The organism is Streptomyces sp. NPDC090798, assembly GCF_044768965.1.
Lineage (GTDB): Bacteria > Actinomycetota > Actinomycetes > Streptomycetales > Streptomycetaceae > Streptomyces.
This window is the reverse complement of record NZ_JBIVXA010000032.1, coordinates 73,101-95,094: the sequence shown is the minus strand read 5'-3', so window position 1 is coordinate 95,094 and position 21,994 is coordinate 73,101. Positions and strand designations below refer to the sequence as shown.

At 71.7% G+C, this 21,994-nt stretch carries 21 protein-coding genes; 14 read left to right on the top strand and 7 right to left on the bottom strand.

Annotated features, from left to right (window positions below):
• Positions 1–276: 276 nt before the first annotated feature.
• From ACIQTP_RS42750 to ACIQTP_RS42720, 7 genes are all read left to right on the top strand, one after another.
• Entirely contained in the window at positions 277–1,131 is an 855-nt protein-coding gene (locus ACIQTP_RS42750) for a helix-turn-helix domain-containing protein (RefSeq protein WP_402038780.1), read from the top strand.
• 142 nt (positions 1,132–1,273) lie between these two features.
• A complete protein-coding gene (gene rimO, locus ACIQTP_RS42745) occupies positions 1,274–2,761 on the top strand; it encodes a 30S ribosomal protein S12 methylthiotransferase RimO (protein WP_402038779.1) in 1,488 nt (495 codons plus the stop codon).
• Complete coding sequence (gene pgsA, locus ACIQTP_RS42740) at positions 2,758–3,471, top strand: CDP-diacylglycerol--glycerol-3-phosphate 3-phosphatidyltransferase (RefSeq protein ID WP_075030681.1); 714 nt, start codon at positions 2,758–2,760, stop codon at positions 3,469–3,471. The genes rimO and pgsA overlap by 4 nt, the downstream gene beginning before the upstream one ends.
• Complete coding sequence (locus tag ACIQTP_RS42735; protein ID WP_099920348.1) at positions 3,468–4,013, top strand: CinA family protein; 546 nt, start codon at positions 3,468–3,470, stop codon at positions 4,011–4,013. Before pgsA ends, ACIQTP_RS42735 begins: the two co-directional genes overlap by 4 nt.
• Positions 4,014–4,122: 109 nt before the next feature.
• A complete protein-coding gene (locus ACIQTP_RS42730; RefSeq protein ID WP_054228608.1) occupies positions 4,123–4,500 on the top strand; it encodes a helix-turn-helix domain-containing protein in 378 nt (125 codons plus the stop codon).
• A gap of 212 nt (positions 4,501–4,712) precedes the next feature.
• Complete coding sequence (locus ACIQTP_RS42725) at positions 4,713–5,183, top strand: Dps family protein (protein ID WP_402038776.1); 471 nt, start codon at positions 4,713–4,715, stop codon at positions 5,181–5,183.
• Positions 5,184–5,347: 164 nt separating this feature from the next.
• Positions 5,348–5,608 carry a hypothetical protein gene (locus ACIQTP_RS42720; RefSeq protein WP_403410520.1) on the top strand — a complete coding sequence of 87 codons (261 nt, stop codon included), beginning with the start codon at positions 5,348–5,350 and terminating at the stop codon, positions 5,606–5,608.
• Positions 5,609–5,763: 155 nt separating this feature from the next.
• On the opposite strand, the gene ACIQTP_RS42715 is transcribed toward ACIQTP_RS42720, so the two are convergent.
• From ACIQTP_RS42715 to ACIQTP_RS42705, 3 genes are all read right to left on the bottom strand, one after another.
• On the bottom strand, positions 5,764–6,525 hold the full coding sequence (locus ACIQTP_RS42715) for an SDR family NAD(P)-dependent oxidoreductase (protein ID WP_403410517.1): 762 nt from the start codon (positions 6,523–6,525) through the stop codon (positions 5,764–5,766).
• A 72-nt stretch (positions 6,526–6,597) separates the two neighbouring features.
• A complete protein-coding gene (locus ACIQTP_RS42710) occupies positions 6,598–7,434 on the bottom strand; it encodes an Fpg/Nei family DNA glycosylase (RefSeq protein ID WP_403410514.1) in 837 nt (278 codons plus the stop codon).
• 79 nt (positions 7,435–7,513) lie between these two features.
• Complete coding sequence (locus ACIQTP_RS42705; protein ID WP_403410511.1) at positions 7,514–12,430, bottom strand: ATP-dependent helicase; 4,917 nt, start codon at positions 12,428–12,430, stop codon at positions 7,514–7,516.
• A 299-nt stretch (positions 12,431–12,729) separates the two neighbouring features.
• On the opposite strand from ACIQTP_RS42705, the gene ACIQTP_RS42700 reads away from it, so the two are divergent.
• Genes ACIQTP_RS42700 through ACIQTP_RS42690 form a run of 3 tightly spaced genes read left to right on the top strand, consistent with a single transcriptional unit; the run spans position 12,730 to position 14,668 of the window.
• Positions 12,730–13,725, top strand: coding sequence for an AraC family transcriptional regulator (locus ACIQTP_RS42700; RefSeq protein WP_402038770.1), 996 nt, complete (start codon positions 12,730–12,732; stop codon positions 13,723–13,725).
• The gene (locus ACIQTP_RS42695) at positions 13,623–14,363 is read left to right on the top strand and encodes an AzlC family ABC transporter permease (RefSeq protein ID WP_385374038.1); all 741 of its coding nucleotides are present in this window, start codon (positions 13,623–13,625) and stop codon (positions 14,361–14,363) included. Before ACIQTP_RS42700 ends, ACIQTP_RS42695 begins: the two co-directional genes overlap by 103 nt.
• The gene (locus ACIQTP_RS42690) at positions 14,360–14,668 is read left to right on the top strand and encodes an AzlD domain-containing protein (protein WP_067375155.1); all 309 of its coding nucleotides are present in this window, start codon (positions 14,360–14,362) and stop codon (positions 14,666–14,668) included. Before ACIQTP_RS42695 ends, ACIQTP_RS42690 begins: the two co-directional genes overlap by 4 nt.
• 58 nt (positions 14,669–14,726) lie before the next feature.
• On the opposite strand, the gene ACIQTP_RS42685 is transcribed toward ACIQTP_RS42690, so the two are convergent.
• The gene (locus tag ACIQTP_RS42685; protein ID WP_402038769.1) at positions 14,727–15,680 is read right to left on the bottom strand and encodes a hypothetical protein; all 954 of its coding nucleotides are present in this window, start codon (positions 15,678–15,680) and stop codon (positions 14,727–14,729) included.
• 80 nt (positions 15,681–15,760) lie between these two features.
• Between ACIQTP_RS42685 and ACIQTP_RS42680 the strand changes: the two genes are divergently transcribed.
• Positions 15,761–15,955: a DUF3046 domain-containing protein gene (locus ACIQTP_RS42680; protein ID WP_054229842.1), complete on the top strand. Its 195-nt coding sequence runs from the start codon at positions 15,761–15,763 to the stop codon at positions 15,953–15,955.
• A 60-nt stretch (positions 15,956–16,015) separates the two neighbouring features.
• Positions 16,016–17,230, top strand: a complete 1,215-nt coding sequence (locus tag ACIQTP_RS42675) for an AI-2E family transporter (RefSeq protein ID WP_403410506.1) — start codon at positions 16,016–16,018, stop codon at positions 17,228–17,230.
• Positions 17,231–17,252: 22 nt separating this feature from the next.
• Here ACIQTP_RS42675 and ACIQTP_RS42670 read toward each other — a convergent pair whose 3' ends face one another.
• Positions 17,253–18,092, bottom strand: coding sequence for a hypothetical protein (locus ACIQTP_RS42670; protein ID WP_403410504.1), 840 nt, complete (start codon positions 18,090–18,092; stop codon positions 17,253–17,255).
• 327 nt (positions 18,093–18,419) lie between these two features.
• Here ACIQTP_RS42670 and recA point away from each other — a divergent pair, with 327 nt between their 5' ends.
• A complete protein-coding gene (recA, locus tag ACIQTP_RS42665; protein ID WP_075030673.1) occupies positions 18,420–19,544 on the top strand; it encodes a recombinase RecA in 1,125 nt (374 codons plus the stop codon).
• A 3-nt stretch (positions 19,545–19,547) separates the two neighbouring features.
• On the top strand, positions 19,548–20,471 hold the full coding sequence (gene recX, locus ACIQTP_RS42660) for a recombination regulator RecX (protein ID WP_403410501.1): 924 nt from the start codon (positions 19,548–19,550) through the stop codon (positions 20,469–20,471).
• 564 nt (positions 20,472–21,035) lie between these two features.
• Here the strand turns inward: recX and ACIQTP_RS42655 are convergent.
• Together ACIQTP_RS42655 and ACIQTP_RS42650 are read right to left on the bottom strand one after the other, a co-directional pair.
• A complete protein-coding gene (locus ACIQTP_RS42655; RefSeq protein ID WP_403410498.1) occupies positions 21,036–21,440 on the bottom strand; it encodes a rhodanese-like domain-containing protein in 405 nt (134 codons plus the stop codon).
• On the bottom strand, positions 21,437–21,973 hold the full coding sequence (locus ACIQTP_RS42650) for a cysteine dioxygenase (protein ID WP_403410549.1): 537 nt from the start codon (positions 21,971–21,973) through the stop codon (positions 21,437–21,439). Before ACIQTP_RS42650 ends, ACIQTP_RS42655 begins: the two co-directional genes overlap by 4 nt.
• Positions 21,974–21,994 lie beyond the last annotated feature (21 nt).

Below are 21,994 nucleotides of genomic sequence, written 5' to 3'. Positions count from 1 at the left end.
GTACGGGTGAGATCTCGGCGGCGCGGTCATGGCGCGGACGGTTCGCTCCGTGACACGTGGATATTCGAACGTGACTCACCCGTAAGGGAAAGACGGGCAACCGTTTCCCTTCGTCGTACGTCAAGTTGAGCGAGGGGACAGGCCCCTGTCCCAACATCAGGATGACCGGCCATTCTGATGGCGTACAAAGTCCCACCGCCCGGTTGCCCCACCCTTTCGTACCCCCCCTAGACTGAACCTCCAGCACAGGTGGCTACACGCTCGAAAGGCGCCCCCGTGTCCATCGGCAACTTCCCTGACGGCAACTCCCCCGAAGACGAGCGCCCGTTCGAAGAGCACCGCGAAGAAGGCCTCTCGGTCGGTCGTGCCCTGCGGCAGGCCCGCATCGAGGCAGGGCTGACCGTTGACGACGTCAGCAACGCCACCCGGGTCCGTATCGCCATCGTGCACGCGATCGAGCAGGACGACTTCGCCCCCTGCGGCGGTGACGTGTACGCGCGCGGCCACATCCGGACGCTGGCCCGGGCCGTGCGCATCGATCCGGCCCCGCTGCTCGCCCGCTACGACGCCGAGCACGGCGGGCGACCCGCGCCCACCCCCGCCGCCCCGATGTTCGAGGCGGAACGCATCCGTCCCGAGCGCCGCGGGCCGAACTGGACCGCCGCCATGGTCGCGGCGATCGTCGCCGTGATCGGCTTCGTCGGGTTCACCGTGGTCAAGGGCAGCGGTGGGAGCGACGCGAAGTCGTCGGTCGCCGAGGGCTCCACACCGACCGCCAGTACGTCCACCACCTCGGCCAGCCCCAAGATCAGCAAGCCCGCCGACCCGAAGCCCGAGCCCTCCGACAGCGCCATCGCGGCGGCCCCGCAGGACAAGGTGACCGTCCAGGTGAGCGCCCCCGACGGGCGCAGCTGGATCTCCGCCAAGGACCACAACGGCCGGCTCCTCTTCGACGGTCTGCTCAAGCAGGGCGAGTCCAAGACCTTCCAGGACAAGACGAAGATCGACCTGGTCCTCGGCGACGCGGGCGCCATCAAGCTGTACGTGAACGGCAAGAAGATCGACGACCAGTTCCAGCCCGGCCAGGTCGAGCGACTGACGTACACGAAGGGCGACCCCGTCGTCGGATGACTTCGGACGGCCGTGAGGGTCGTACAACGGGCTCACGAAGCGGGCGTACAAAGGGTTCACCGCACAGGCGGGTACGGGGTTGGCCAAGATCGGCCAACCCCGTCGACGTGGGCTGTCAGTGAGACAAAGTAGTCTTGAGCCCATGCCTGAACGCCGTACCGTCGCACTCGTCACCCTTGGCTGCGCCCGTAACGAGGTGGACTCGGAGGAGCTCGCAGGCCGCTTGGAGGCGGACGGCTGGCAACTCGTGGAGGACGCCGAAGAAGCGGACGTCGCCGTCGTCAACACCTGTGGCTTCGTCGAAGCCGCCAAGAAGGACTCCGTCGACGCACTCCTGGAAGCCAATGACCTCAAGGGGCATGGCAGAACCCAGGCCGTCGTGGCGGTGGGCTGCATGGCCGAGCGGTACGGCAAGGAGCTCGCCGAGGCTCTCCCCGAGGCCGACGGCGTGCTCGGATTCGATGACTACGCGGACATCTCCGACCGCCTCCAGACCATCCTGAACGGCGGCATCCACGCCTCCCACACCCCCCGCGACCGGCGCAAGCTGCTGCCGATCAGTCCCGCCGAGCGGCAGAGCGCGGGCGAGGAGGTGGCCCTTCCCGGCCACGGCGCCCCCTCGGACCTCCCGGAGGGCGTCGCCCCGGTCTCCGGCCCGCGTGCGCCCCTGCGCCGCCGCCTGGACGGCGCCCCGGTCGCCTCGGTGAAGCTCGCCTCCGGCTGCGACCGGCGCTGCTCCTTCTGCGCCATCCCGTCCTTCCGAGGCTCCTTCATCTCGCGCCGCCCCAGCGATGTGCTGAACGAGACCCGCTGGCTGGCCGAGCAGGGCGTCAAGGAGATCATGCTGGTCTCCGAGAACAACACCTCGTACGGCAAGGACCTGGGCGACATCCGCCTCCTGGAGACCATGCTGCCCGAGCTCGCCGAGATCGACGGCATCGAGCGCGTGCGCGTGAGCTACCTCCAGCCCGCCGAGATGCGCCCCGGGCTCATCGACGTGCTGACCTCCACGCCGAACATCGCGCCCTACTTCGACCTGTCCTTCCAGCACTCCGCGCCCGACGTGCTGCGCGCGATGCGGCGCTTCGGCGACACGGACCGCTTCCTGGAGCTGCTCGACACCATCCGCTCCAAGGCCCCCCAGGCCGGTGTGCGGTCCAACTTCATCGTGGGCTTCCCCGGCGAGACCGAGGCCGACCTCGCGGAGCTGGAGCGCTTCCTCACGGGTGCGCGCCTCGACGCCATCGGCGTCTTCGGGTACTCCGACGAGGAGGGCACGGAGGCGGCGACGTACGAGAACAAGCTCGACCAGGACGTGGTCGACGAGCGCCTCGCGCGCGTGTCCCGGCTCGCGGAGGAGCTGGTCGCGCAGCGCGCCGAGGAGCGCGTCGGTGAAACCGTGCACGTGCTCGTCGAGTCGGTCGGCTCCGTCGACGGGGAGGAGTGGGGTGCGGTCGGCCGTGCCGCGCACCAGGCGCCCGAGACCGACGGTCAGGTGCAGTTCACGAGCGGCGAAGGTCTGACGGTCGGCCGTATCGTCGAGGCCAAGGTGGTCGGTACGGAAGGTGTCGACCTGGTGGCCGAGCCGCTCCTGGGCTCGCTCCCGTGTACTGAGGAGGCGGCCAGATGACCGGAGCCCCGGCGTCCGCGGCGGGCGGCTCCCCCAGCGCGAATGGCGCGGCGGGCGCTCCCGGCGTTCCCGGGGGCTCCAAGCCGGCCCGGGGCGGGAAGCTGGGCGCTGTGGCCGTCAATCAGGCCAGCCTCTGGAACATCGCGAACATCCTGACCATGATCCGGCTCGTCCTGGTGCCGGGCTTCGTGGCGCTGATGCTGGCCGACGGCGGGTACGACCCCGCGTGGCGTGCCTGGGCGTGGGCGGCCTTCGCCGTCGCCATGATCACCGACATCTTCGACGGGCACCTGGCGCGTACGTACGACCTGGTCACCGACTTCGGGAAGATCGCCGACCCCATCGCCGACAAGGCGATTATGGGCGCGGCGCTGGTCTGCCTGTCCTACCTCGGTGATCTGCCGTGGTGGGTGACGGGAGTGATCCTCGGGCGCGAGCTCGGGATCACCCTGATGCGCTTCCTGGTGATCCGCTACGGGGTCATTCCGGCGAGCCGTGGCGGCAAGCTGAAGACGCTCGCGCAGGGCACCGCGGTCGGGATGTACGTCCTGGCGCTGACGGGGCCGCTGGCCACCCTGAGGTTCTGGGTGATGGCCGTGGCGGTCGTCCTGACCGTCGTCACCGGGCTCGACTACGTAAGACAGGCCATTGTGCTGCGCAGGAGCGGAATCGCCGAGCGGCAGGCGGCGGCCGAGGAGGCGGAACGGTGAGTTCTACGGCCGCCGAAGTGCTGCGACTACTCACGGTGAGAGGCGAGACGCTCGCCGTCGCCGAGTCGCTGACCGGTGGTCTGGTGGCGGCGGAGATCACCGCGACGCCCGGGGCCTCCCAGGCCTTCCGGGGCTCCGTCACGGCGTACGCCACCGAACTGAAGCACGAACTGCTGGGTGTCGACGCCACTCTGTTGGCCGAGCGCGGTGCGGTGGATCCGCAGGTCGCGGCCCAGATGGCGGCCGGCGTGCGCAAGGCGCTCGGCGCGGACTGGGGGATCGCGACCACCGGTGTCGCGGGACCCGAACCCCAGGACGGGCAGCCGGTCGGGACGGTTTTCGTGGCCGTCGACGGGCCGTCCCGAGCATCTTTTCATGCTGCCGGCGGCGGGAAAGTGATACCGCTGCGGTTGAACGGTGACCGGGCGGAAATCCGTATGGAGAGTGTACGGAGCGTACTCGCGCTGCTCCTGAAGGAGCTGGCGGGCGAACAGACCGGGAATGAGCGGGCACAGGATACGGAACAGAACGGGGGGTTTTGATGTTTGCAGCCCTGAGTGAACACGACATCGCTCCCCGCACGGCCGCGGCGCAAGGCGGTACGGTGGGGCGTGAAGGATGCGGCTACGCGGTCCGAGGAGGGAGCCACCGATGATTCTGCTCCGTCGCCTGCTTGGTGACGTGCTGCGTCGGCAGCGCCAGCGCCAGGGCCGTACTCTGCGCGAAGTCTCCTCGTCCGCCCGAGTTTCACTCGGCTATCTCTCCGAGGTGGAGCGGGGGCAGAAGGAGGCATCCTCCGAGCTGCTCTCCGCCATCTGCGACGCGCTGGACGTACGGATGTCCGAGCTCATGCGGGAAGTGAGCGACGAACTCGCTCTCGCCGAGCTGGCCCAGTCTGCAGCGGCCACCGAGCCGGTGCCCACACCGGTGCGCCGTCCGATGCTGAATTCCGTATCGGTTACCGGCGTACCACCGGAACGGGTCACCATCAAGGCGCCAGCCGAGGCGGTCGACGTCGTCGCCGCCTGACGCTCACGAGTTCGCGCTCATGAGCTGAGCACGCTTGCGAAAGCCCCGGCCGGGGCTGCCCCAGGGAAACCTGGAGCGGGTTCGGTCGGGGCTTTCGCTGTCTCCGGGGCCACTTGCTCCAGGTGACCTGAATTGTGCGTATATGCCATGGTTGATGAGTCCGTGATGGATGAGGCCGTCGCTGATGAGGCCGAGTGGATCGGAGAATCCCGATGTACGTCGTGAAGAGCCCGTTGTCCGACGCGGATCTAAAGACCGTGTCCGGCGCCCTCCAGGGAGCGCTGGTCGACCTGGTGGATCTCTCCTTGGTGGCGAAGCAGGTCCACTGGAACGTGGTCGGACCGCGCTTCCGCTCCATCCACCTCCAGCTCGACGAGGTCGTGGACACCGCACGGCTGCACTCCGACACGGTGGCGGAGCGCGCCTCGACGCTCGGAGTCCCGCCCGACGGACGGGCCGCGACCGTGGCCACCACCAGCGGTATCGGTGTGACGCCCGAGGGATGGATCAAGGACACCGACGCCGTGGGGGCGCTCGTGGAGGCGCTGAGCGCGGTGATCAGCCGGATGCGCGTGCGGGTGGACGCGACGGGCGAAGCCGATCCGGTGAGCCAGGACATCTTCATCCAGATCACCGCCGACCTCGAGAAACATCACTGGATGTTCCAGGCGGAGAACGGGTGACGCCCTCGGGTGGGCGGCTCACGGTGGTGACCGCCGGGCGCCCCGAGGCGGCCGCGGGGCGCCGTGGCCGGCTTCGGATGTGCCTTGGGTGCGCCTCTGTGCCGTTGGTGCGCCCTGCCGGTGGGTGAGAGCGCAGGTCTAGCTTCGGGCTGGAGGTGGACACCATGGCAGGGCGGATAGCGCGCTGGGGGGCTGCGCTGGGGCTCGGTGCGCTGTGGTGGTGGGGTGTCCTCCGGCTCGCGCTGGCGCCCGATGCAGGGGCGCTGGAGGGGGCGGTCGCGGCCGGGGGATGGGGGTTGAGCCTGCTGCCGGTGCACTGTGTGCCGAAGGCGGGGGTCGTGCGCGCCGGCGCCGGGGCGCGCAGGCGGCGGGAGGGGTGGCTGCGGCGTGGGACGCGGGGGGAGCGCGAGTCGAGGGCTTCGTAGGGGCGGGGCGCTCGGTGATGGGGGCGGGTACGGCGCGTTTGGGGGCGCGTGGTGCCTGGGCTCGGCGTGGGAGGGAGGCTGGGCTCAGAGGGGGCGGATGTCGCAGGGCGGATGCCGGGGGCGGCGGTGTGGGGGTGCTGCTGGGGGTGCGGGGGCTACCAAGGCATCGCTACGCCACCGTTCGGGCGCAGGATCTGACCCGTCGTGAACGCCGAGGCGTCGGAGGCCAGATGCAGCACGGCATGGGCGATGTCCTCGGGTTCGCCGACCCGGCCGAGCGGCGACATCCGGGCCATGACCGCTTCGGTGCGCGCCTGGGCCTGCCCGTGGCGGTCGGTCATCGGCGTACGCGTCCAGCCGGGCGCGACCGCGTTGACACGGATGCCGTGCGGGCCGACCTCGGTCGCCAGGGTCTTCGTCAGCTGCACGACGGCCGCCTTCGACGCGCCGTAGCAGAGCAGGCCGGGGCCACCGGTGTCGATGGCGCCCGACGCCATCGTGATGATGCTTCCGCGGACGCTCTTCGCGATCATGAGGCGGGCGGCCTCCTGGCAGGCGTACAGCACGCCCTTGAAGTTGACGCCCAGCACGCGGTCGAGGTCCTCGTCCCGGGTCTCCAGGACCGGGCTGCTGTGCATGATCCCGGCGACCGCGGCCATGACGTCGAGCCGTTCGCAGGACGTGACGGCCTGTTGGAGCTGCGCACGGTCGCTGACGTCGAGCGGATGAGTGTGGGCCGTGCCGCCCTGGGCCTTGATCAGGGTCGCCGTCTCGTGCAGGCCCTGCGGGTCCCGGTCCGCGCAGTGGACGGCGGCTCCCGCCTCCGCCAGCAGGACGGCTGACGCGCGGCCGATCCCGCTGGCGGCGCCGGTGACGAATGCGGTGCGTCCGGTGAGGTCGTACGCCTTGACGGGCATGAAGGGACGGTACGAGGGTTTCTGACGGTCCGTCAATTATTCGTACGGCAAGGAGTTGTACGGCGGGGAGTTCTACGGGAGGGGTCGGCGCTCGGAGGGTGGGATACGGCCCGGGATCGGAGTCGGGCCCGTCTGGCACGCCGGGCACCAGTACGTGGGGCGCTCTCGGGAGCCGTCGCCCTGGTCGGCCCGGTGGATCGAGGTGCCACAGCGCAGACAGGGTCGGGGTGCGCGGCCGTACACGAAGAGGTTCTGGTCGCGGCGGCCGGTGGTGATGCGGGTCGGGCGGTCGCGGTTGGCCTCCAGGAGCCTCTTGGCCAGGGGCGGGAGCTGGGTGGCGCGGTCGGCGGGGAGTTCACCGATGGGCAGCCAGGGGGTGACGCGGAGGAGGAAGCACAGCTCGCTCTTGTAGACATTGCCGATCCCGGCGAGGTTGCGCTGGTCGAGGAGGGCTTCGCCGAGGGGGCGGGCGGGGTCTTGGAGGAGGTTCGCCAACGCTCTGTCGGGGTTCCAGTCCGGGCCGAGGAGGTCGGGGCCGAGGTGGCCGACGGCGCGGTCCTCGTCCGTGGTGCGGAGCAGCTCCAGGACGGGTAGCCGGTAGCCGACGGCCGTGCGGTCCGCGGTGCCGAGGATCGCCCGGATCTGGTGGGCGGGGCCGCCGCTCCAGCGCCGGCCGTTCGCGTACACCTTCCAGGAGCCGTCCATGCGCAGATGCGAGTGCAGGGTCAGGCCGCCCTCGATCCGGGTGAGGAGGTGCTTGCCGCGCGGGGTGACGTCCAGGACGGTGCGGCCGGTGAGGTCGGCGGTGGCGTACTTGGGCACCCGCAGGTCGGAGCGGGTCAGCAGCTGGCCCGCGAGGGCGGTGTGCAGCCGTCTCGCGGCCTGCCAGACGGTGTCTCCTTCGGGCATGGGTTCCAGGGTGGCACGAGTCGGGGTGGGGTGCGGCGGGGTGGGACGGGGGTACGTGGGGTGTGAATGGGTGGGGTGCTCAGGCGCGCAGGCGCAGGCCGCGGGGGGTCGCGATGAAGCCGGCGCCTTCCAGGAGGGTGCCGAACGGGGATGTCAGGGCGGAGGCGCCGTTGACGCGCTCCACGGTGACCGTGCCGAGGGACCCCGCGCGGGCGGCCGCGGCGAGGGATTCGGCGGCGGCACGCAGACGGGCGTCCTCCATGACCGAGCCGTCCGGGTCCGAGGGCCAGGCCAGCAGGGTCTTGCCGCCGCGCTCCATGTACAGCGTCAGCTCGCCGTCGACGAGCACCACCAGGGAGCCCGCCTTACGGCCCGGCTTGTGCCCGGCGCCGGTGGGCGGCTCGGGCCAGGAAAGGGCCGCGCCGTACGCGTTCGCGGGGTCGGCGGCGGCCAGGACCACGGCCTGAGGGGTGGCCCGGGACGAGGAACGGGCGCGGAACCGGTTGGGGGAGAGCGCGGGGTCGCTCGCGAAGCCGTGGCCGTCGGCGAAGGCGGAGTCCTCGGCCTCGGGGAAACCCAGGGGGCTCGTCGCGTCGAGGTCGTCGGGGAAGGCGTGGGTGTGCGCGGGGTCGTGGCCGTCGGGGAAGCCGTTGGTGTGGGGGCGGCCGGGGGTGTCCTGGAAACCGGTCGGCCCCGGGAAGATGTCCTGGAGGTCCTGAGGGCCTCGGGGGGCCTGGGCGGTCAGGGATTCGCCCCGGTCCCGTGCGTGCGCCGCCGCGCGCAGGCGGTCCACCGCTCCGTCCATCGCGAACTGGGCGGCACCCAGTCCTTCCACCACGTAACCCCGGCGGGCCTGGCCGCTGTCCTCGAACGCGGACAGGATGCGGTACACGGCGGAGAAGCCGCCCTCGACGCCTTCCGCGGCGACGGCGCCCCGGGTCACCACGCCGTGCCGGTCGAGCAGTGTGCGGGCCAGGGCGTGCGCGCGCACGGTGGCGTCGGGCTCACGGGCGGGCAGCAGTGACCAGCGGCCGGCCACCGTCGGCGGGCCCGTACGGGACTGGGGGCGTGCGGCGCCGGTCAGGGAGCCGTAGCGGCCGCGCGGGACCGTGCGCCTGGCGCGGTGCGCCGTGGACCCGGCGGTGCGACCCGAGCCCAGGAGCGCGCGCATCGGTGCGAGCGTGTCGTTCGTGAGCCGACCGGACCAGGCCAGGTCCCAGATCGTGTCGGCGAGTTGGGGATCGGTGGCGTCGGGGTGGGTGGTGGCGCGGACCTGGTCGGCGATCTGGCGGAAGAACAGGCCATAGCCCCCGGAGAGGGTGTCCAGCACCGACTGGTGCAGGGCGGTCAGCTCCAGGGGGTGCGGGTCCGGGAGGAGCAGCGGGGCCGCGTCCGCGAGATAGAGCGAGACCCAGCCGTCCTTGCCCGGCAGCGACCCGGCCCCGGCCCAGACCACCTCTCCAGCGGCCGTGAGTTCGTCGAGCAGCGCGGGGGCGTAACCGGAGACGCGGGAGGGCAGGACCAGCTTCTCCAAGGCGGAGGCGGGCACCGAGGCACCCTGCAACTGCTCGATGGCGCGCACCAGTCCGTCGATGCCGCGCAGCCCGTGCCCGCTGTCGACGTGCTGCCACTGCGGCAGGAACTGCGCGAGCGCGGCGGGTGGCACCGGCTCCAACTCGTGGCGCAGGGCCGCGAGCGAACGGCGCCGCAGTCTGCGCAGCACGGCCGCGTCGCACCACTCCTGGCCGATGCCCGCCGGATGGAACTCCCCCTGGACGACGCGGCCGTTCGCCGCGAGGCGTTGCAGTGCTCCGTCCGTGACGGCGGTGCCGAGACCGAAGCGGGCGGCGGCGGTGGTGGAGGTGAACGGGCCGTGGGTGCGTGCGTAGCGCGCGAGGAGGTCGCCGAGCGGGTCCTTGACCGGCTCCGTGAAGGCCTCGGGGACGCCGACGGGCAGTGCCGTGCCCAAGGCGTCCCGCAGGCGGCCGGCGTCCTCGATGGCCGCCCAGTGGTCGGCGCCGGCGATACGGACCTTGATGGCGCGGCGGGCGGCGGCCAGCTCCTTGGCCCACTGCGGTTCGGCGCCGCGCTCGGCCAGGTCGGCGTCCGTGAGCGGGCCCAGCAGCCGCAGCAGGTCGGCGACGCCTTCGGCGTCCTTGACGCGGCGGTCCTCGGTGAGCCACTGGAGCTCCCGCTCCAGCTCGGCCAGGACCTCGGCGTCGAGCAGCTCGCGCAGCTCGGCCTGGCCCAGGAGCTCGGCCAACAGGCGGGAGTCCAGAGACAGGGCGGCGGCGCGCCGCTCGGCGAGCGGGGAGTCGCCCTCGTACAGGAACTGGGCGACGTATCCGAACAGGAGGGAGCGGGCGAAGGGGGAGGGCTCGGGCGTGGTGACCTCGACGAGCCGCACCTTGCGGGACTCGATGTCGCCCATCAGCTCGGTGAGCCCGGGGACGTCGAAGACGTCCTGGAGGCATTCGCGGACCGCCTCCAGGACGATCGGGAACGATCCGAACTCGCTGGCCACCTGGAGCAGTTGGGCGGCGCGCTGCCGCTGCTGCCACAGCGGGGTGCGCTTGCCCGGGCTGCGGCGCGGCAGCAGCAGCGCGCGGGCCGCGCACTCGCGGAACCGGGCCGCGAACAGTGCCGAGCCGCCCACCTGGTCGGTGACGATCTGGTCGACCTCGCCCTTGTCGAAGGCGACGTCCGCCGCGCCGACGGGCGCCTGTTCCGTGTCGTACTCCGTGCCCAGTTTCATGGGCTCCTGGTCGAGCAGGTCCAGGCCCATCACGTCGGCGTCGGGCAGGCGCAGCACGATGCCGTCGTCGGCGTGCATGACCTGGGCGTCCATGCCGTAGCGCTCGGAGAGCCGGGCGCCCAGCGCGAGAGCCCAGGGGGCGTGCACCTGGGCGCCGAAGGGGGAGTGCACGACCACCCGCCAGTCGCCCAGCTCGTCACGGAACCGCTCGACGACGATCGTGCGGTCGTCCGGGACGTGCCCGCACGCCTCGCGCTGTTCGGTGAGGTAGGACAGCACGTTGTCGGCGGCCCAGGCGTCCAGTCCCGCGGCCAGCAGCCGCAGGCGGGCGTCGTCCTTGGGGAGCGAGCCGACCTCGCGGAGGAAGGCGCCGACCGCCCGGCCGAGCTCGAGCGGGCGGCCGAGCTGGTCGCCCTTCCAGAAGGGGAGCCGGCCCGGGACACCGGGGGCGGGGGAGACCAGGACGCGGTCGCGGGTGATGTCCTCGATGCGCCAGGAACTCGTGCCGAGCGTGAAGACGTCGCCGACGCGGGACTCGTAGACCATCTCCTCGTCGAGCTCACCGACCCGGCCGCCGCCCTTCTTGGGGTCGGATCCCGCGAGGAAGACCCCGAACAGCCCGCGGTCGGGGATGGTCCCGCCGGAGGTGACGGCGAGGCGCTGAGCGCCGGGGCGGCCGGTGACCGTACCCGCGACGCGGTCCCACACCACGCGAGGCCTGAGCTCCGCGAAGGCGTCGGACGGATAGCGGCCCGCGAGCATGTCGAGCACGGCGGTGAACGCCGACTCCGGCAGCGAGGCGAAGGGCGCCGCCCGGCGGACCGTGGCGAGCAGGTCGTCGACCTGCCAGGTGTCGAGTGCGGTCATGGCGACGAGCTGCTGCGCCAGCACGTCCAAGGGGTTGGCGGGGACCCGCAGGGACTCGATGGAGCCGGTGCGCATCCGCTCGGTGACCACCGCCGCCTGGACCAGGTCGCCGCGGTACTTGGGGAAGACCACGCCGGTGGACACCGCGCCGACCTGGTGGCCCGCTCGGCCCACGCGCTGGAGGCCGGAGGCCACGGAGGGTGGTGACTCGACCTGGACGACGAGGTCGACCGCGCCCATGTCGATGCCGAGCTCGAGACTGGAGGTGGCGACCACGGCGGGCAGGCGCCCCGCCTTCAGGTCCTCCTCGACCAGGGCCCGCTGCTCCTTGGAGACCGAGCCGTGGTGGGCCCGCGCGATGACGGGCGGCGCCCCCTGGGCCGCGCCGGAGCCACCCATCAGCTGGGCCGGGGCGTGCGCCTCCGTCAGGGGCTCGCCCGTCGCCCGCTCGTACGCGATCTCGTTCAGCCGGTTGCACAGGCGCTCCGCCAGGCGGCGGGAGTTGGCGAACACGATCGTGGAGCGGTGGGACTGGACGAGGTCGGCGATCCGCTCCTCGACATGAGGCCAGATGGAGGGCTTCTCCGCGCCCTCGCTGCCGTCGGCGACCGGGGAGCCGCCCAGCTCGCCCAGGTCCTCGACGGGGACGACCACGGAGAGGGCGAATTCCTTGCCCGACGGCGGTTGGACGATCTCCACCTTGCGGCGCGGCGAGAGATAGCGGGCCACCTCGTCCACCGGACGCACCGTCGCGGAGAGGCCGATGCGGCGCGCCGGCCTGGGCAGCAGCTCGTCGAGGCGCTCCAGGGTGAGCGCGAGATGGGCGCCGCGCTTGGTGCCCGCGACCGCGTGCACCTCGTCCAGGATCACCGTCTCGATACCGGTCAGCGCGTCCCGCGTCGCCGACGTCAGCATCAGGAACAGGGACTCGGGGGTCGTGATCAGGATGTCCGGCGGGCGGGTGGCCAGCGCGCGGCGCTCGGCGGCGGGGGTGTCGCCGGAGCGGATGCCGACCTTCACCTCGGGCTCGGGCAGCCCGAGGCGCACCGACTCCTGCCGGATGCCGGTCAGCGGGCTGCGCAGATTCCGCTCCACGTCCACCGCGAGGGCCTTGAGCGGTGATACGTACAACACCCGGCAGCGCTTCCTGGGGTCGGCCGGGTGCGGGGTCGAGGCCAGCTGGTCGAGTGCGGCGAGGAACGCGGCCAGGGTCTTGCCGGAGCCGGTCGGGGCGACCACCAGCACGTCCGAGCCCTCGCCGATGGCCTTCCACGCGCCGGCCTGGGCCGCGGTGGGCGCGGAGAAGGCCCCCGTGAACCAGCCGCGGGTCGCGGGGGAGAAGCCGTCGAGGGCTCGGTGTGCGGAGCTGACCATGCGTCCATCCTGCACCCGGCCACTGACAATCGCTCTGACCTGCGAGAACGCGTCCGCTGGGGGCGATGCGCCTTCTGGTGGCGGTGGGTCGGGGCCGGACCGGGGGTATCCGTCCTCGGTCCGGCGCGGAATCGGTCGATCACCGACTTGGCGGCGTCGACGCGCCAGCCGCTGCGGGCGGACAGCCCCGCCCCGTCCCCTTCCGCGAGTGCGTGGCCGCGGGCTGGTGGGGGTGCCTCCCGCGCCCCTCGGCGAGGGCGTGGCGGAGAAGCGGCGGAGAAGTGGCGGAGAATGGAGGCGTGGCAGGTTCGGGACAGGAACGGGCGCGGCACTGGCGGTACGCGGAGCTGCCGGGTGTCGATCTGCTGCGGGCGCGGTTCGTCGAGAAGATCTTTGTGCGGCACACCCACGAGAACTTCGTGATCGCCGCCATCTCCGACGGTGTCGAGGTCTTCCACCACGGCGGCGCCGACCAGTACGCGGGTCCGGGCGCGCTCGCGCTGGTCAACCCCGACACCCCGCACACGGGCCGGGCGGGTGTCCCCGAGGGCTGGCGGTACGGGGCGGTGTACCCCTCGCCCGAGCTGGTGGCCGAGATCGCGGCCGAGACCACCACTATCCGTGGAACGCCAGGATTCGTCAGCCCGGTGCTCGACGATCCGTACGCGGCGGGTCTGGTTCACGAAGTGCTTCGGGCCGCGGAGGAGGGCAACGCGCTCGCGGCCGACACGCTGCTACGGGTCGCGGTGACCCGGCTGCTGCGCCTGAACGGCGGTCCGCTGCCGCAGCGGGGCGTGCACACCGCGGGCGCCCGTGTCGCCGCACGCGCGCGTGCCGTGCTGGAGGAGCGGATGGCCGAGCCTCCGACCCTGGAACGGCTCGCCGCCGACCTCGGCACCAGCCCGTTCGCCCTGCTGCGCGCGTTCCGCGACACCTACGGCATGCCGCCCCACACCTGGCTGACCGACGCCCGGGTACGCCGGGCACGCCACCTCCTGGACGCCGGTTCCGCGCCCGCCGAGGCGGCCGTCGCCGTCGGCTTCACGGACCAGCCCCACCTCAACCGTCACTTCACCCGGATCGTGGGCGTGCCTCCGGGCGCCTACCAGCGCGAGCGCAAGAACGTACAAGACGCCGACGGCCGGTCGTACCTATCGTCCGGGGTGTGGCAGAACAGACAGCTCTCGCAGACATACGCAGTGAAGAAGGCGGCGGAAAACCCGACGCGGCCGTCGTCAGGGACGCCCTGGGAGTCGGGGTCGCCGTCGGACTGTCCGGTTTCGCCTTCGGAGTGACCTCGGCCGGCAGCGGGCTCACCGTGCTGCAGACCTGCGCGCTCAGCCTCCTGGTGTTCACCGGCGCCTCGCAGTTCGCGCTCGTGGGCGCGCTCGCAGGCGGCGGCAACCCGCTCACGGCGGCCGCGGGCGCGTTCTTCCTCGGGGTGCGCAACGCGTTCTACGGACTGCGTCTGTCACAACTGCTGGCCCTCCCGCGTGCGGTGCGCCCGTTCGCCGCGCAGTGGGTCATCGACGAGACCACGGCCGTCGCGCTCGCCCAGCCCACCCGCCGCAGTGTCCGGATCGGCTTCACCGTCACCGGGCTCACCCTGTACGTGTTGTGGAACCTCACCACGCTGCTGGGCGCCGTCGGGGCCGAGGCCATCGGGGACACCGACGCGTGGGGTCTGGACGCCGCCGGGCCCGCCGTCTTCCTCGCGCTGCTCGCGCCGATGCTGAAGACCACCACGGAGCGCGCGGTGGCTGGTGCCGCGGTCCTTCTGGGGCTCGGTCTGCTGCCCGTGCTGCCCGCCGGCGTCCCCGTCCTGGTGGCGGCGCTGGCCGCTCCCGCCGCCCTCTACGTAGAGGGGCGGCGCGCTCCGAAGTCCGCCGGCCGTATGAAGGCCGACAACGACGCACCGAGGGAAGACCGTTGAACATCTGGATCGCGATCGGCGCGACCGCCGTCGGCTGCTATGCCGTCAAGCTCATCGGCCTGCTGGTCCCCGTCGGCGTCCTGGAGCGGCCGCTCGTCAAGCGCCTCGCCGCCCTGCTGCCCGTCGCCCTCCTGGCCGCGCTCACGGCTCAGCAGACCTTCGCCGACGGGCGTGTACTGGTCGTGGACGCGAAGGTCGCGGGACTCGCCGCGGCCGCCGTCGCCCTGCTCCTGCGCGCCCCCTTCCTGCTCGTGGTCGGCGCGGCCGTGGTCGTGACAGCGGGAGTGCGGGCGCTGACAGGCTGACGCCCGGTACGCGGACGGCCCGCACACATGTGTGCGGGCCGGGAACCATCGGGGTCGCTCAGCCGATGGGCCGTCCGTAGACCCGTAGGGTGCGCAGGGCCTCGATCGTCACCATGGGACGGCACTCCAGGGCGGTACCCGGTGCCCATCGGCGCCAGCGGATCGGCCAGCCGCCGTCCTCCCGCTGCTCGGCCGCCAGGAAGTCGAGCGAGCGCGCCATCTCCTCGTCGGTGAACCATGCGCGCGCGAGTGACCCCGGGGTCTTCGCGTAGTCGTGCGGGAAGTGGTGCTCGTCCGGCGCGTATCCGGGCGCCACCGCAAACGCCTCCAGGTGCGCCGGGTCCAGTGCCGCGAGCCGGTGCTCGCGCACCAGGCGGCCCAGCCGGTCGGCGGCGGCCTCCGCGCGGGGGCGGTCGGGGGCGGAGTCCAGGAAGGCCACGGCCGCCTCGACCTCGTACGGGTGGGACTTGTCCAGGGACTCGACCGCCCGCCAGCAGAAGTCGGTGGCCCGGAACAGCCAGGCGTGCCACACCTCGTTGCGGTGCAGCAGGCCCACCACGGGCCCGGTGGCGAGGAGTTCACTCGGCGGATCGTCGACGATCGGCACGAAAGGAGCGTGCGGATAGCCACGCTGACTGGGATGGACCGCCGGCAGTGCGCCGTCCGCCGTCGACACCGAGGTCAAGTAGCGGCACACGCGCTCCACGCGCTGTCCGCCGCACCGCCCGATCGAGTCGAGGACGCGCAGCGCGTGCCCCGTGTGCAGCGGCTGGCTGACCGGGCCGCGCAGATCGGGTTCGAGCGCGTGACCGTACCCCTCGTCGTCGTTGCGGTAGGCGGCCAGCGCGGTCTCCACCGCGTCGGCGGCACCGACGTCGCTGTTCAGGAAGTGGTACGCGAAACGGCGCTGCTCCAGCACGCGTGCGGTGAGCCAGATGAAGTGCTCGGCGCGCGAGAGCGGGGTGTGCGCCGGGGGCGTCGGGGGGAGTGGGGATGCTCCTGATTCGGCCATGTCTCAGACCGTAGGACGGAAAGCGGTCTCGGCAAGGGGTCCCGGCCCGGGCCCACTCTCAGGGGCGGGATACTGGAGTCATGCGGTTGACGGTCTTCTGGCAGCGAATGGCGGATCACTTCGGTGAGGCGTACGCCGACACCTTCGCGCGCGATCACGTGATGACGGAGCTCGGCGGACGGACCGTGCACGAGGCGCTGAACGCCGGCTGGGAGGCCAAGGACGTGTGGCGCGTGGTGTGCGCGACCATGAACGTTCCGTACGAAAACCGCTGACGGACCCCGAAGATCCGGGGCCGGTCACCGATTGTCGGTGGAGTGGGCGAGACTTGCCCCGTGGCCCCGACAGACGAGACCGCGCAGGTCGCCCAGCAGACATCCCCTCTCGGCACGACGCCGCCCACTCCGCCCCCGGGCGGGGAGGCCTCCGGGCAGGGCGCGCGCATGCCGCGCTGGCTGCCGCGCGCGATGGTGCTCGCGCTCACCCTCGTCGCCCTGTTCCAACTGGGCAGTTGGGCGTTCCACCAGCTCATCGGGCTGTTGATCAACATTCTGATCGCGTTCTTCCTGGCGCTCGCCATCGAGCCCGCGGTGAGCTGGATGGCCTCGTACGGTATGCGCCGGGGGCTGGCCACCTTCCTCGTCTTCTTCGGTCTGCTGATCGTGACGGCCGGATTCATCACGCTGCTCGGCTCGATGCTCGCGGGGCAGATCATCAAGATGATCGAGGGCTTCCCCGAGTACCTGGACTCGGTGATCAACTGGATCAACTCGACCTTCCACACCCACGTGAGACGGGTGGACGTCCAGGACAGCCTGGTGCACTCCGACTGGCTGCGGAAGTACGTGCAGAACAGCGCGACCGGCGTCCTGGACGTGTCCGCGCAGGTGCTGGGCGGTCTCTTCAAGCTGCTGACGATCACGCTGTTCTCGTTCTACTTCGCGGCCGACGGGCCCCGGCTGCGGCGCGCGTTGTGCTCCGTGCTGCCGCCCGCGCGACAGGCCGAGGTGCTGCGTGCGTGGGAGATAGCCGTCGACAAGACTGGCGGCTATCTGTACTCGCGCGGTCTGATGGCGCTGGTCTCCGGTGTCGCGCACTACATCCTGCTGCAGGCCCTCGGCGTGCCCTACGCGCCCGTGCTCGCCGTCTGGGTGGGTCTGGTCTCGCAGTTCATCCCCACCATCGGTACGTATCTCGCAGGCGCCCTGCCGATGCTGATCGCCTTCACCGTCAACCCCTGGTACGCGCTGTGGGTGCTGATCTTCGTCGTGGTCTACCAGCAGTTCGAGAATTACGTACTGCAGCCCAAGCTGACCGCCAAGACCGTGGACATCCACCCCGCGGTCGCCTTCGGTTCGGTCATCGCGGGTACCGCTCTCCTCGGGGCTGTCGGCGCCCTGATCGCCATCCCCGCGGTCGCCACCCTGCAGGCCTTCCTGGGGGCCTATGTGAAGCGGTACGACGTCACGGACGACCCCCGGGTGCAGGGCCACCGGACCAGGAGGTCGCCCTCCTTCCGCGTCCGTCTGCGGGGGCTGCTCGGCCGATGAGGCCGAATAGGTTCACCTGGGTTCACCAGGTGAGGGCGGCCCACACTCCGGCGGCCAGGACCGCCGCCGCGTAGCAGCCGACCGCCGAGTGGATCACCCGCTGCCGTGTCCGGTCGCTCCATGCTGTGTGCGACAGCAGCCAGGCCAGCGCGGGCAGGACCAGCACGGCGTGCAGGCTCACTCCGTGCAGCGGCTTGAGCGGGGCCGTCGAGTGGTACGCCGCCTCCTGGTGACCGGTGCGGGTGAGGACCACCCCGCGCGCGATCATCGCGGCGCCCGACGCCAGCGCGACGAGCAGGATCGCGAACCCGGAGCGCAGCGCGAGCGGCATCCCCAGGGGGCCCGTGGGCCGGTTCCGGAAGGAGGCCACCGCGAACACGGTGAGCAGCACCACGAGAACCCCGCCTCCCACCGCGAGCGTCATCGACACCGCCGTGTCGAAGCCGGTCTCCATGTTGAGGTGCGAGGGCACCCGGCGCCACGCCTGAAGGGTGATTCCGCCCACCTCCGCGACACAGTCGGCGGCGAACACGACGAGCAGCGCCGAGCGCAGACGCGCTCCGACCCGCAGATACGACGTGACCCACGTGATCGCGATCAGCGTCAGCCCGAAGGAGAGCCCGAACGTGACGGGCTTGCGCCAGGAGACGGGACCGTCCCAGGGGCCGCCGTCCACGGCGAAGACGACCAGATGTGCCAGCCCGGAGAGCACCAGTACGGCGCCGGTCGCATGGCAGAGCCGCTCTGGGGGACGCACTGCGCGCCACGCCCCGCGCCACACAGGGCGCGCCGGAGACGGTCGTGCCGGTGGGGCGACGGTGGTGGTCACGGCGGGAGCGGGGGTTTCGCTGCGGCTCTCCATGAGGTTCAAGCTTCGGCGGCCAGGGCCCTGAGGTCGTCGTACGGCCGAAGACTCCGGTGGTACGCCCCGTGGAGTAGACGGGGATCCCGGCCGTTGTCGGTCCGCGAACGTAGGCTCGGAGGTGCCGCGTGGTGCGCTTGACACCAAAATCGAACATCCATTCTTATGGAATCTCCGGCGGGACTCTCGGCGGGGATTTCGGCAGGGTTTTCACAGAGATGTACCCGAGTTATCCACAGGCTGGACGGGCGTCGGGGCGCATTGTCAGTGGCAGGCGTTAGCGTCTTTGACGTGAAGCGATCGACTCAAGCAAACCGGGTGGAACCCATGGCAGGTACGGACCGCGAGAAGGCGCTCGACGCCGCGCTCGCACAGATTGAACGGCAATTCGGCAAGGGCGCGGTGATGCGCCTGGGCGAGCGGCCGAACGAGCCCATCGAGGTCATCCCCACCGGGTCCACCGCGCTCGACGTGGCCCTCGGTGTCGGCGGCCTGCCGCGCGGCCGAGTGGTGGAGGTGTACGGCCCGGAGTCCTCCGGTAAGACGACGCTGACGCTGCACGCGGTGGCGAACGCGCAGAAGGCCGGCGGCCAGGTGGCCTTCGTGGACGCCGAGCACGCCCTCGACCCCGAGTACGCGAAGAAGCTCGGTGTCGACATCGACAACCTGATCCTGTCCCAGCCGGACAACGGCGAGCAGGCGCTGGAAATCGTGGACATGCTCGTCCGCTCCGGCGCGCTCGACCTGATCGTCATCGACTCCGTCGCCGCCCTGGTGCCGCGCGCGGAGATCGAGGGCGAGATGGGCGACTCGCACGTGGGTCTGCAGGCCCGTCTGATGAGCCAGGCCCTGCGGAAGATCACCAGCGCGCTCAACCAGTCGAAGACCACTGCGATCTTCATCAACCAGCTGCGCGAGAAGATCGGCGTGATGTTCGGCTCCCCGGAGACCACGACGGGTGGCCGGGCGCTGAAGTTCTACGCCTCGGTGCGACTCGACATCCGCCGCATCGAGACACTGAAGGACGGCACCGACGCGGTCGGCAACCGCACCCGCGTCAAGGTCGTCAAGAACAAGGTCGCGCCCCCCTTCAAGCAGGCCGAGTTCGACATCCTCTACGGGCACGGCATCAGCCGCGAGGGCGGCCTGATCGACATGGGCGTGGAGCACGGCTTCGTCCGCAAGGCCGGCGCCTGGTACACGTACGAGGGCGACCAGCTCGGCCAGGGCAAGGAGAACGCGCGCAACTTCCTGAAGGACAACCCCGACCTCGCCAACGAGATCGAGAAGAAGATCCTGGAGAAGCTGGGCGTCGGTGTGAGGCCGGTGGAGCCCACCGCCGAGCCGGGCGCGGACGCGGCGGTCTCGACCGCCTCGGACGAGGCCGCGAAGACGGTGCCCGCTCCGGCGGCCAAGACCACCAAGTCCAAGGCCGCGGCGGCCAAGAGCTAGTCCATGACGCGACGAACCGACTGGGCCGAGTACGCCTACCCCGTCCCCCCGCGGGGGCAGGGGCACGGGGGGAACGGCGACTCGGCCGGAGACGGTGAAAGGGCGCACGGCGGGGACGGGCCGTACGGGGACGAGAGGTACGGCGGCTCCTCCACGTACTCCGGCGACACGGATGGCTCCGAGGGGTTCCACGGCGGGGATCCGTACGGCAGTGACGGTCCGGCGGGCCCCGGCGAAGGCGACGGCCTGACGGACGGTCACGGTTTCCCGGGCGGTGGATCGCGCCGTGGCGGTGGGCGGCGCGGCGACGGGGGGCCGCGAGGTGGACGAGGGCGTCGGAGGCGTGGCGGTTTCGGTGAGCCGTCCGGCGACCCACAGGACGGAGGCACTCCTTCCTCGTCGAGGGCCGAGAAGGGGGAGCCCCCAGGGGACCCGGCTGAGCGGGCGCGGGCGATCTGTCTGCGCCTGCTCACCGGGACCCCGCGCACGCGGAAACAGCTCGCGGACGCGTTGCGCAAGCGTGAGATCCCCGACGATGTGGCGGACGAGGTGCTGTCACGGTTCGAGGAGGTCGGGCTGATCAACGACAGTGCCTTCGCGGACGCCTGGGTGGAGTCCCGGCACCACGGTCGGGGTCTGGCCCGGCGGGCGCTCGCGCGGGAGCTGCGGACCAAGGGTGTGGACTCGACGCTGATCGACGAGGCCGTCGGGCAGCTCGACTCCGAGCAGGAAGAGGCGACGGCGCGCGAGCTCGTCGCGCGCAAGCTCCGCTCCACGCGCGGCCTCGACCGCGACAAGCGGCTGCGACGCCTTGCGGGCATGCTCGCCCGCAAGGGCTACTCGGAGGGGATGGCGCTGCGCGTGGTTCGCCAGGCGCTGGAGGAAGAGGGGGAGGACACGGAGGGCTTGGGGGACGAGGGGTTCTGAGCCTTGGGGCCGGGGGGCGAGCCCGAGCCTGGTAACTGGGTTCTGAACTCGGTGTGTGCCTGTGGGCTGCCTGAGGGCTGGGCTCAGGGGGGCACGGGGACTGAAGCGGTGGGCGCGCGGGGGTGCCGATCGCGTTCAGGGAGGGGCGACGGGTCTCCGGGGTCGAGGGGCGCGGTCCAAGGGGCTGAGTCCGTAAGGCCGTGGGCGGGAGAAGGTCGGCCCAGGGGGAGAACGCCGGGTCCGTGAACGGCTGGTCCGGTCCCAGGGGTGGCTGTTCGAACCCACGACTACACGCGTCCCGACCCGTCACCGGTGCGACCTGCCGGCATGACGGGCGAGGCGGCTCTGCGGCGGTCACGCCCCTGGTGTACGTCACCGTGGTGGCGATCGCCGGGCTGCTCGCGCTCGTCGCCACCGCGCTGCCGGGCCGGGTGGCGTTGCGGGTGCGCCCGGTCACGGTGGCCACGGCCAAGGAGTAAGGGGCGGCACGCAATGGTGGGCGCCCCATACATCAGGGGGCGCCCACCAGTCACGTACCGTCGCAGGGTGATCGTGAGCCGGGAGCTAGGCCCTGTCGGGCGTCACCGGGAGACCGGCCGCCTTCCACGCCTGGAAGCCGCCGGCCAGGTCGGTCGCCCGGTGTAGTCCGAGCTGTTGAAGGGAGACGGCGGCGAGGCTGGACGCGTACCCCTCGTCGCACACCACCACGACCCGCAGATCGTGGCTCGTGGCCTCCGGGGCGCGGTGGCTGCCCTGAGGGTCGAGCCGCCACTCCAGTTCGTTGCGCTCGACGATGAGGGCGCCGGGGATCAGTCCGTCACGCTCGCGCAGGGCGGCGTACCGGATGTCGACGAGGAGGGCTTGGCCGGCCCCTGCGGCGGAGTACGCCTCCTCGGCCTCCACCCGGTCGAGTCCCTCGCGGACCCGTTCCAGCAACGTGTCGATGCCCACCGGGCGGGGTGTGCTCACTGCCAGTCCTCCGGACGCTCGACGTGCTCCAGGCGCAGCACCTGCCCCGTGCGGCTGTAGCGGCGGATCCGGGGCAGGGGCGGGTAGTAGGCGTGGACGGAGATCGCGTGCTCCTCGGTGGACTCGTTGAGCACCTCGTGCACGTGGTGGCGGCCGAAGGAGCGGCCCTTGCCGGCCGGCAGCCGACGTTCGCGGTCGACGTCCTCGGAGAGTTCGAGGGTCTTCCAGCCGTCGGTGGGCAGGCGGGCGGCGAGCGAGTACTCCTTGAGCTCGCCCGTGGCGGCGACGAAGGCGCCGACCGAGTCGGCGTGGTCGTGCCAGCCGGTGCCGGTGCCGGGGGGCCAGCCGATGAGCCAGGCCTCGCTGCCGCCGGGGCCCTCCAGGCGCACCCAGGTGCGGCCCTCGGGGTCGAGGGGGAGGGAAGCGATCAGTTCGGCGTCGGCGGCGCTGCGGCGCACGAAGTCGAACAGGTCGGCCTGGGTGGGGGCCTGGACCGGTGCGGAGGGGGAGGGCGTGGCGGAGGGGGTGGACACAGACACGGGTACCGTCCTGGG

Bases quoted from the DNA above. Each gene is read 5' to 3' on its own strand.
- ACIQTP_RS42720 (WP_403410520.1), top strand. From the start codon at position 5,348: ATGGCAGGGCGGATAGCGCGCTGGGGGGCTGCGCTGGGGCTCGGTGCG.
- rimO (WP_402038779.1), top strand. From the start codon at position 1,274: ATGCCTGAACGCCGTACCGTCGCACTCGTCACCCTTGGCTGCGCCCGT.
- ACIQTP_RS42705 (WP_403410511.1), bottom strand. From the start codon at position 12,430: ATGGTCAGCTCCGCACACCGAGCCCTCGACGGCTTCTCCCCCGCGACC.
- ACIQTP_RS42715 (WP_403410517.1), bottom strand. From the start codon at position 6,525: ATGCCCGTCAAGGCGTACGACCTCACCGGACGCACCGCATTCGTCACC.
- recX (WP_403410501.1), top strand. From the start codon at position 19,548: ATGACGCGACGAACCGACTGGGCCGAGTACGCCTACCCCGTCCCCCCG.
- ACIQTP_RS42730 (WP_054228608.1), top strand. From the start codon at position 4,123: ATGATTCTGCTCCGTCGCCTGCTTGGTGACGTGCTGCGTCGGCAGCGC.
- recA (WP_075030673.1), top strand. From the start codon at position 18,420: ATGGCAGGTACGGACCGCGAGAAGGCGCTCGACGCCGCGCTCGCACAG.
- ACIQTP_RS42710 (WP_403410514.1), bottom strand. From the start codon at position 7,434: ATGCCCGAAGGAGACACCGTCTGGCAGGCCGCGAGACGGCTGCACACC.
- ACIQTP_RS42680 (WP_054229842.1), top strand. From the start codon at position 15,761: ATGCGGTTGACGGTCTTCTGGCAGCGAATGGCGGATCACTTCGGTGAG.
- ACIQTP_RS42685 (WP_402038769.1), bottom strand. From the start codon at position 15,680: ATGGCCGAATCAGGAGCATCCCCACTCCCCCCGACGCCCCCGGCGCAC.
- ACIQTP_RS42670 (WP_403410504.1), bottom strand. From the start codon at position 18,092: ATGGAGAGCCGCAGCGAAACCCCCGCTCCCGCCGTGACCACCACCGTC.
- pgsA (WP_075030681.1), top strand. From the start codon at position 2,758: ATGACCGGAGCCCCGGCGTCCGCGGCGGGCGGCTCCCCCAGCGCGAAT.
- ACIQTP_RS42725 (WP_402038776.1), top strand. From the start codon at position 4,713: ATGTACGTCGTGAAGAGCCCGTTGTCCGACGCGGATCTAAAGACCGTG.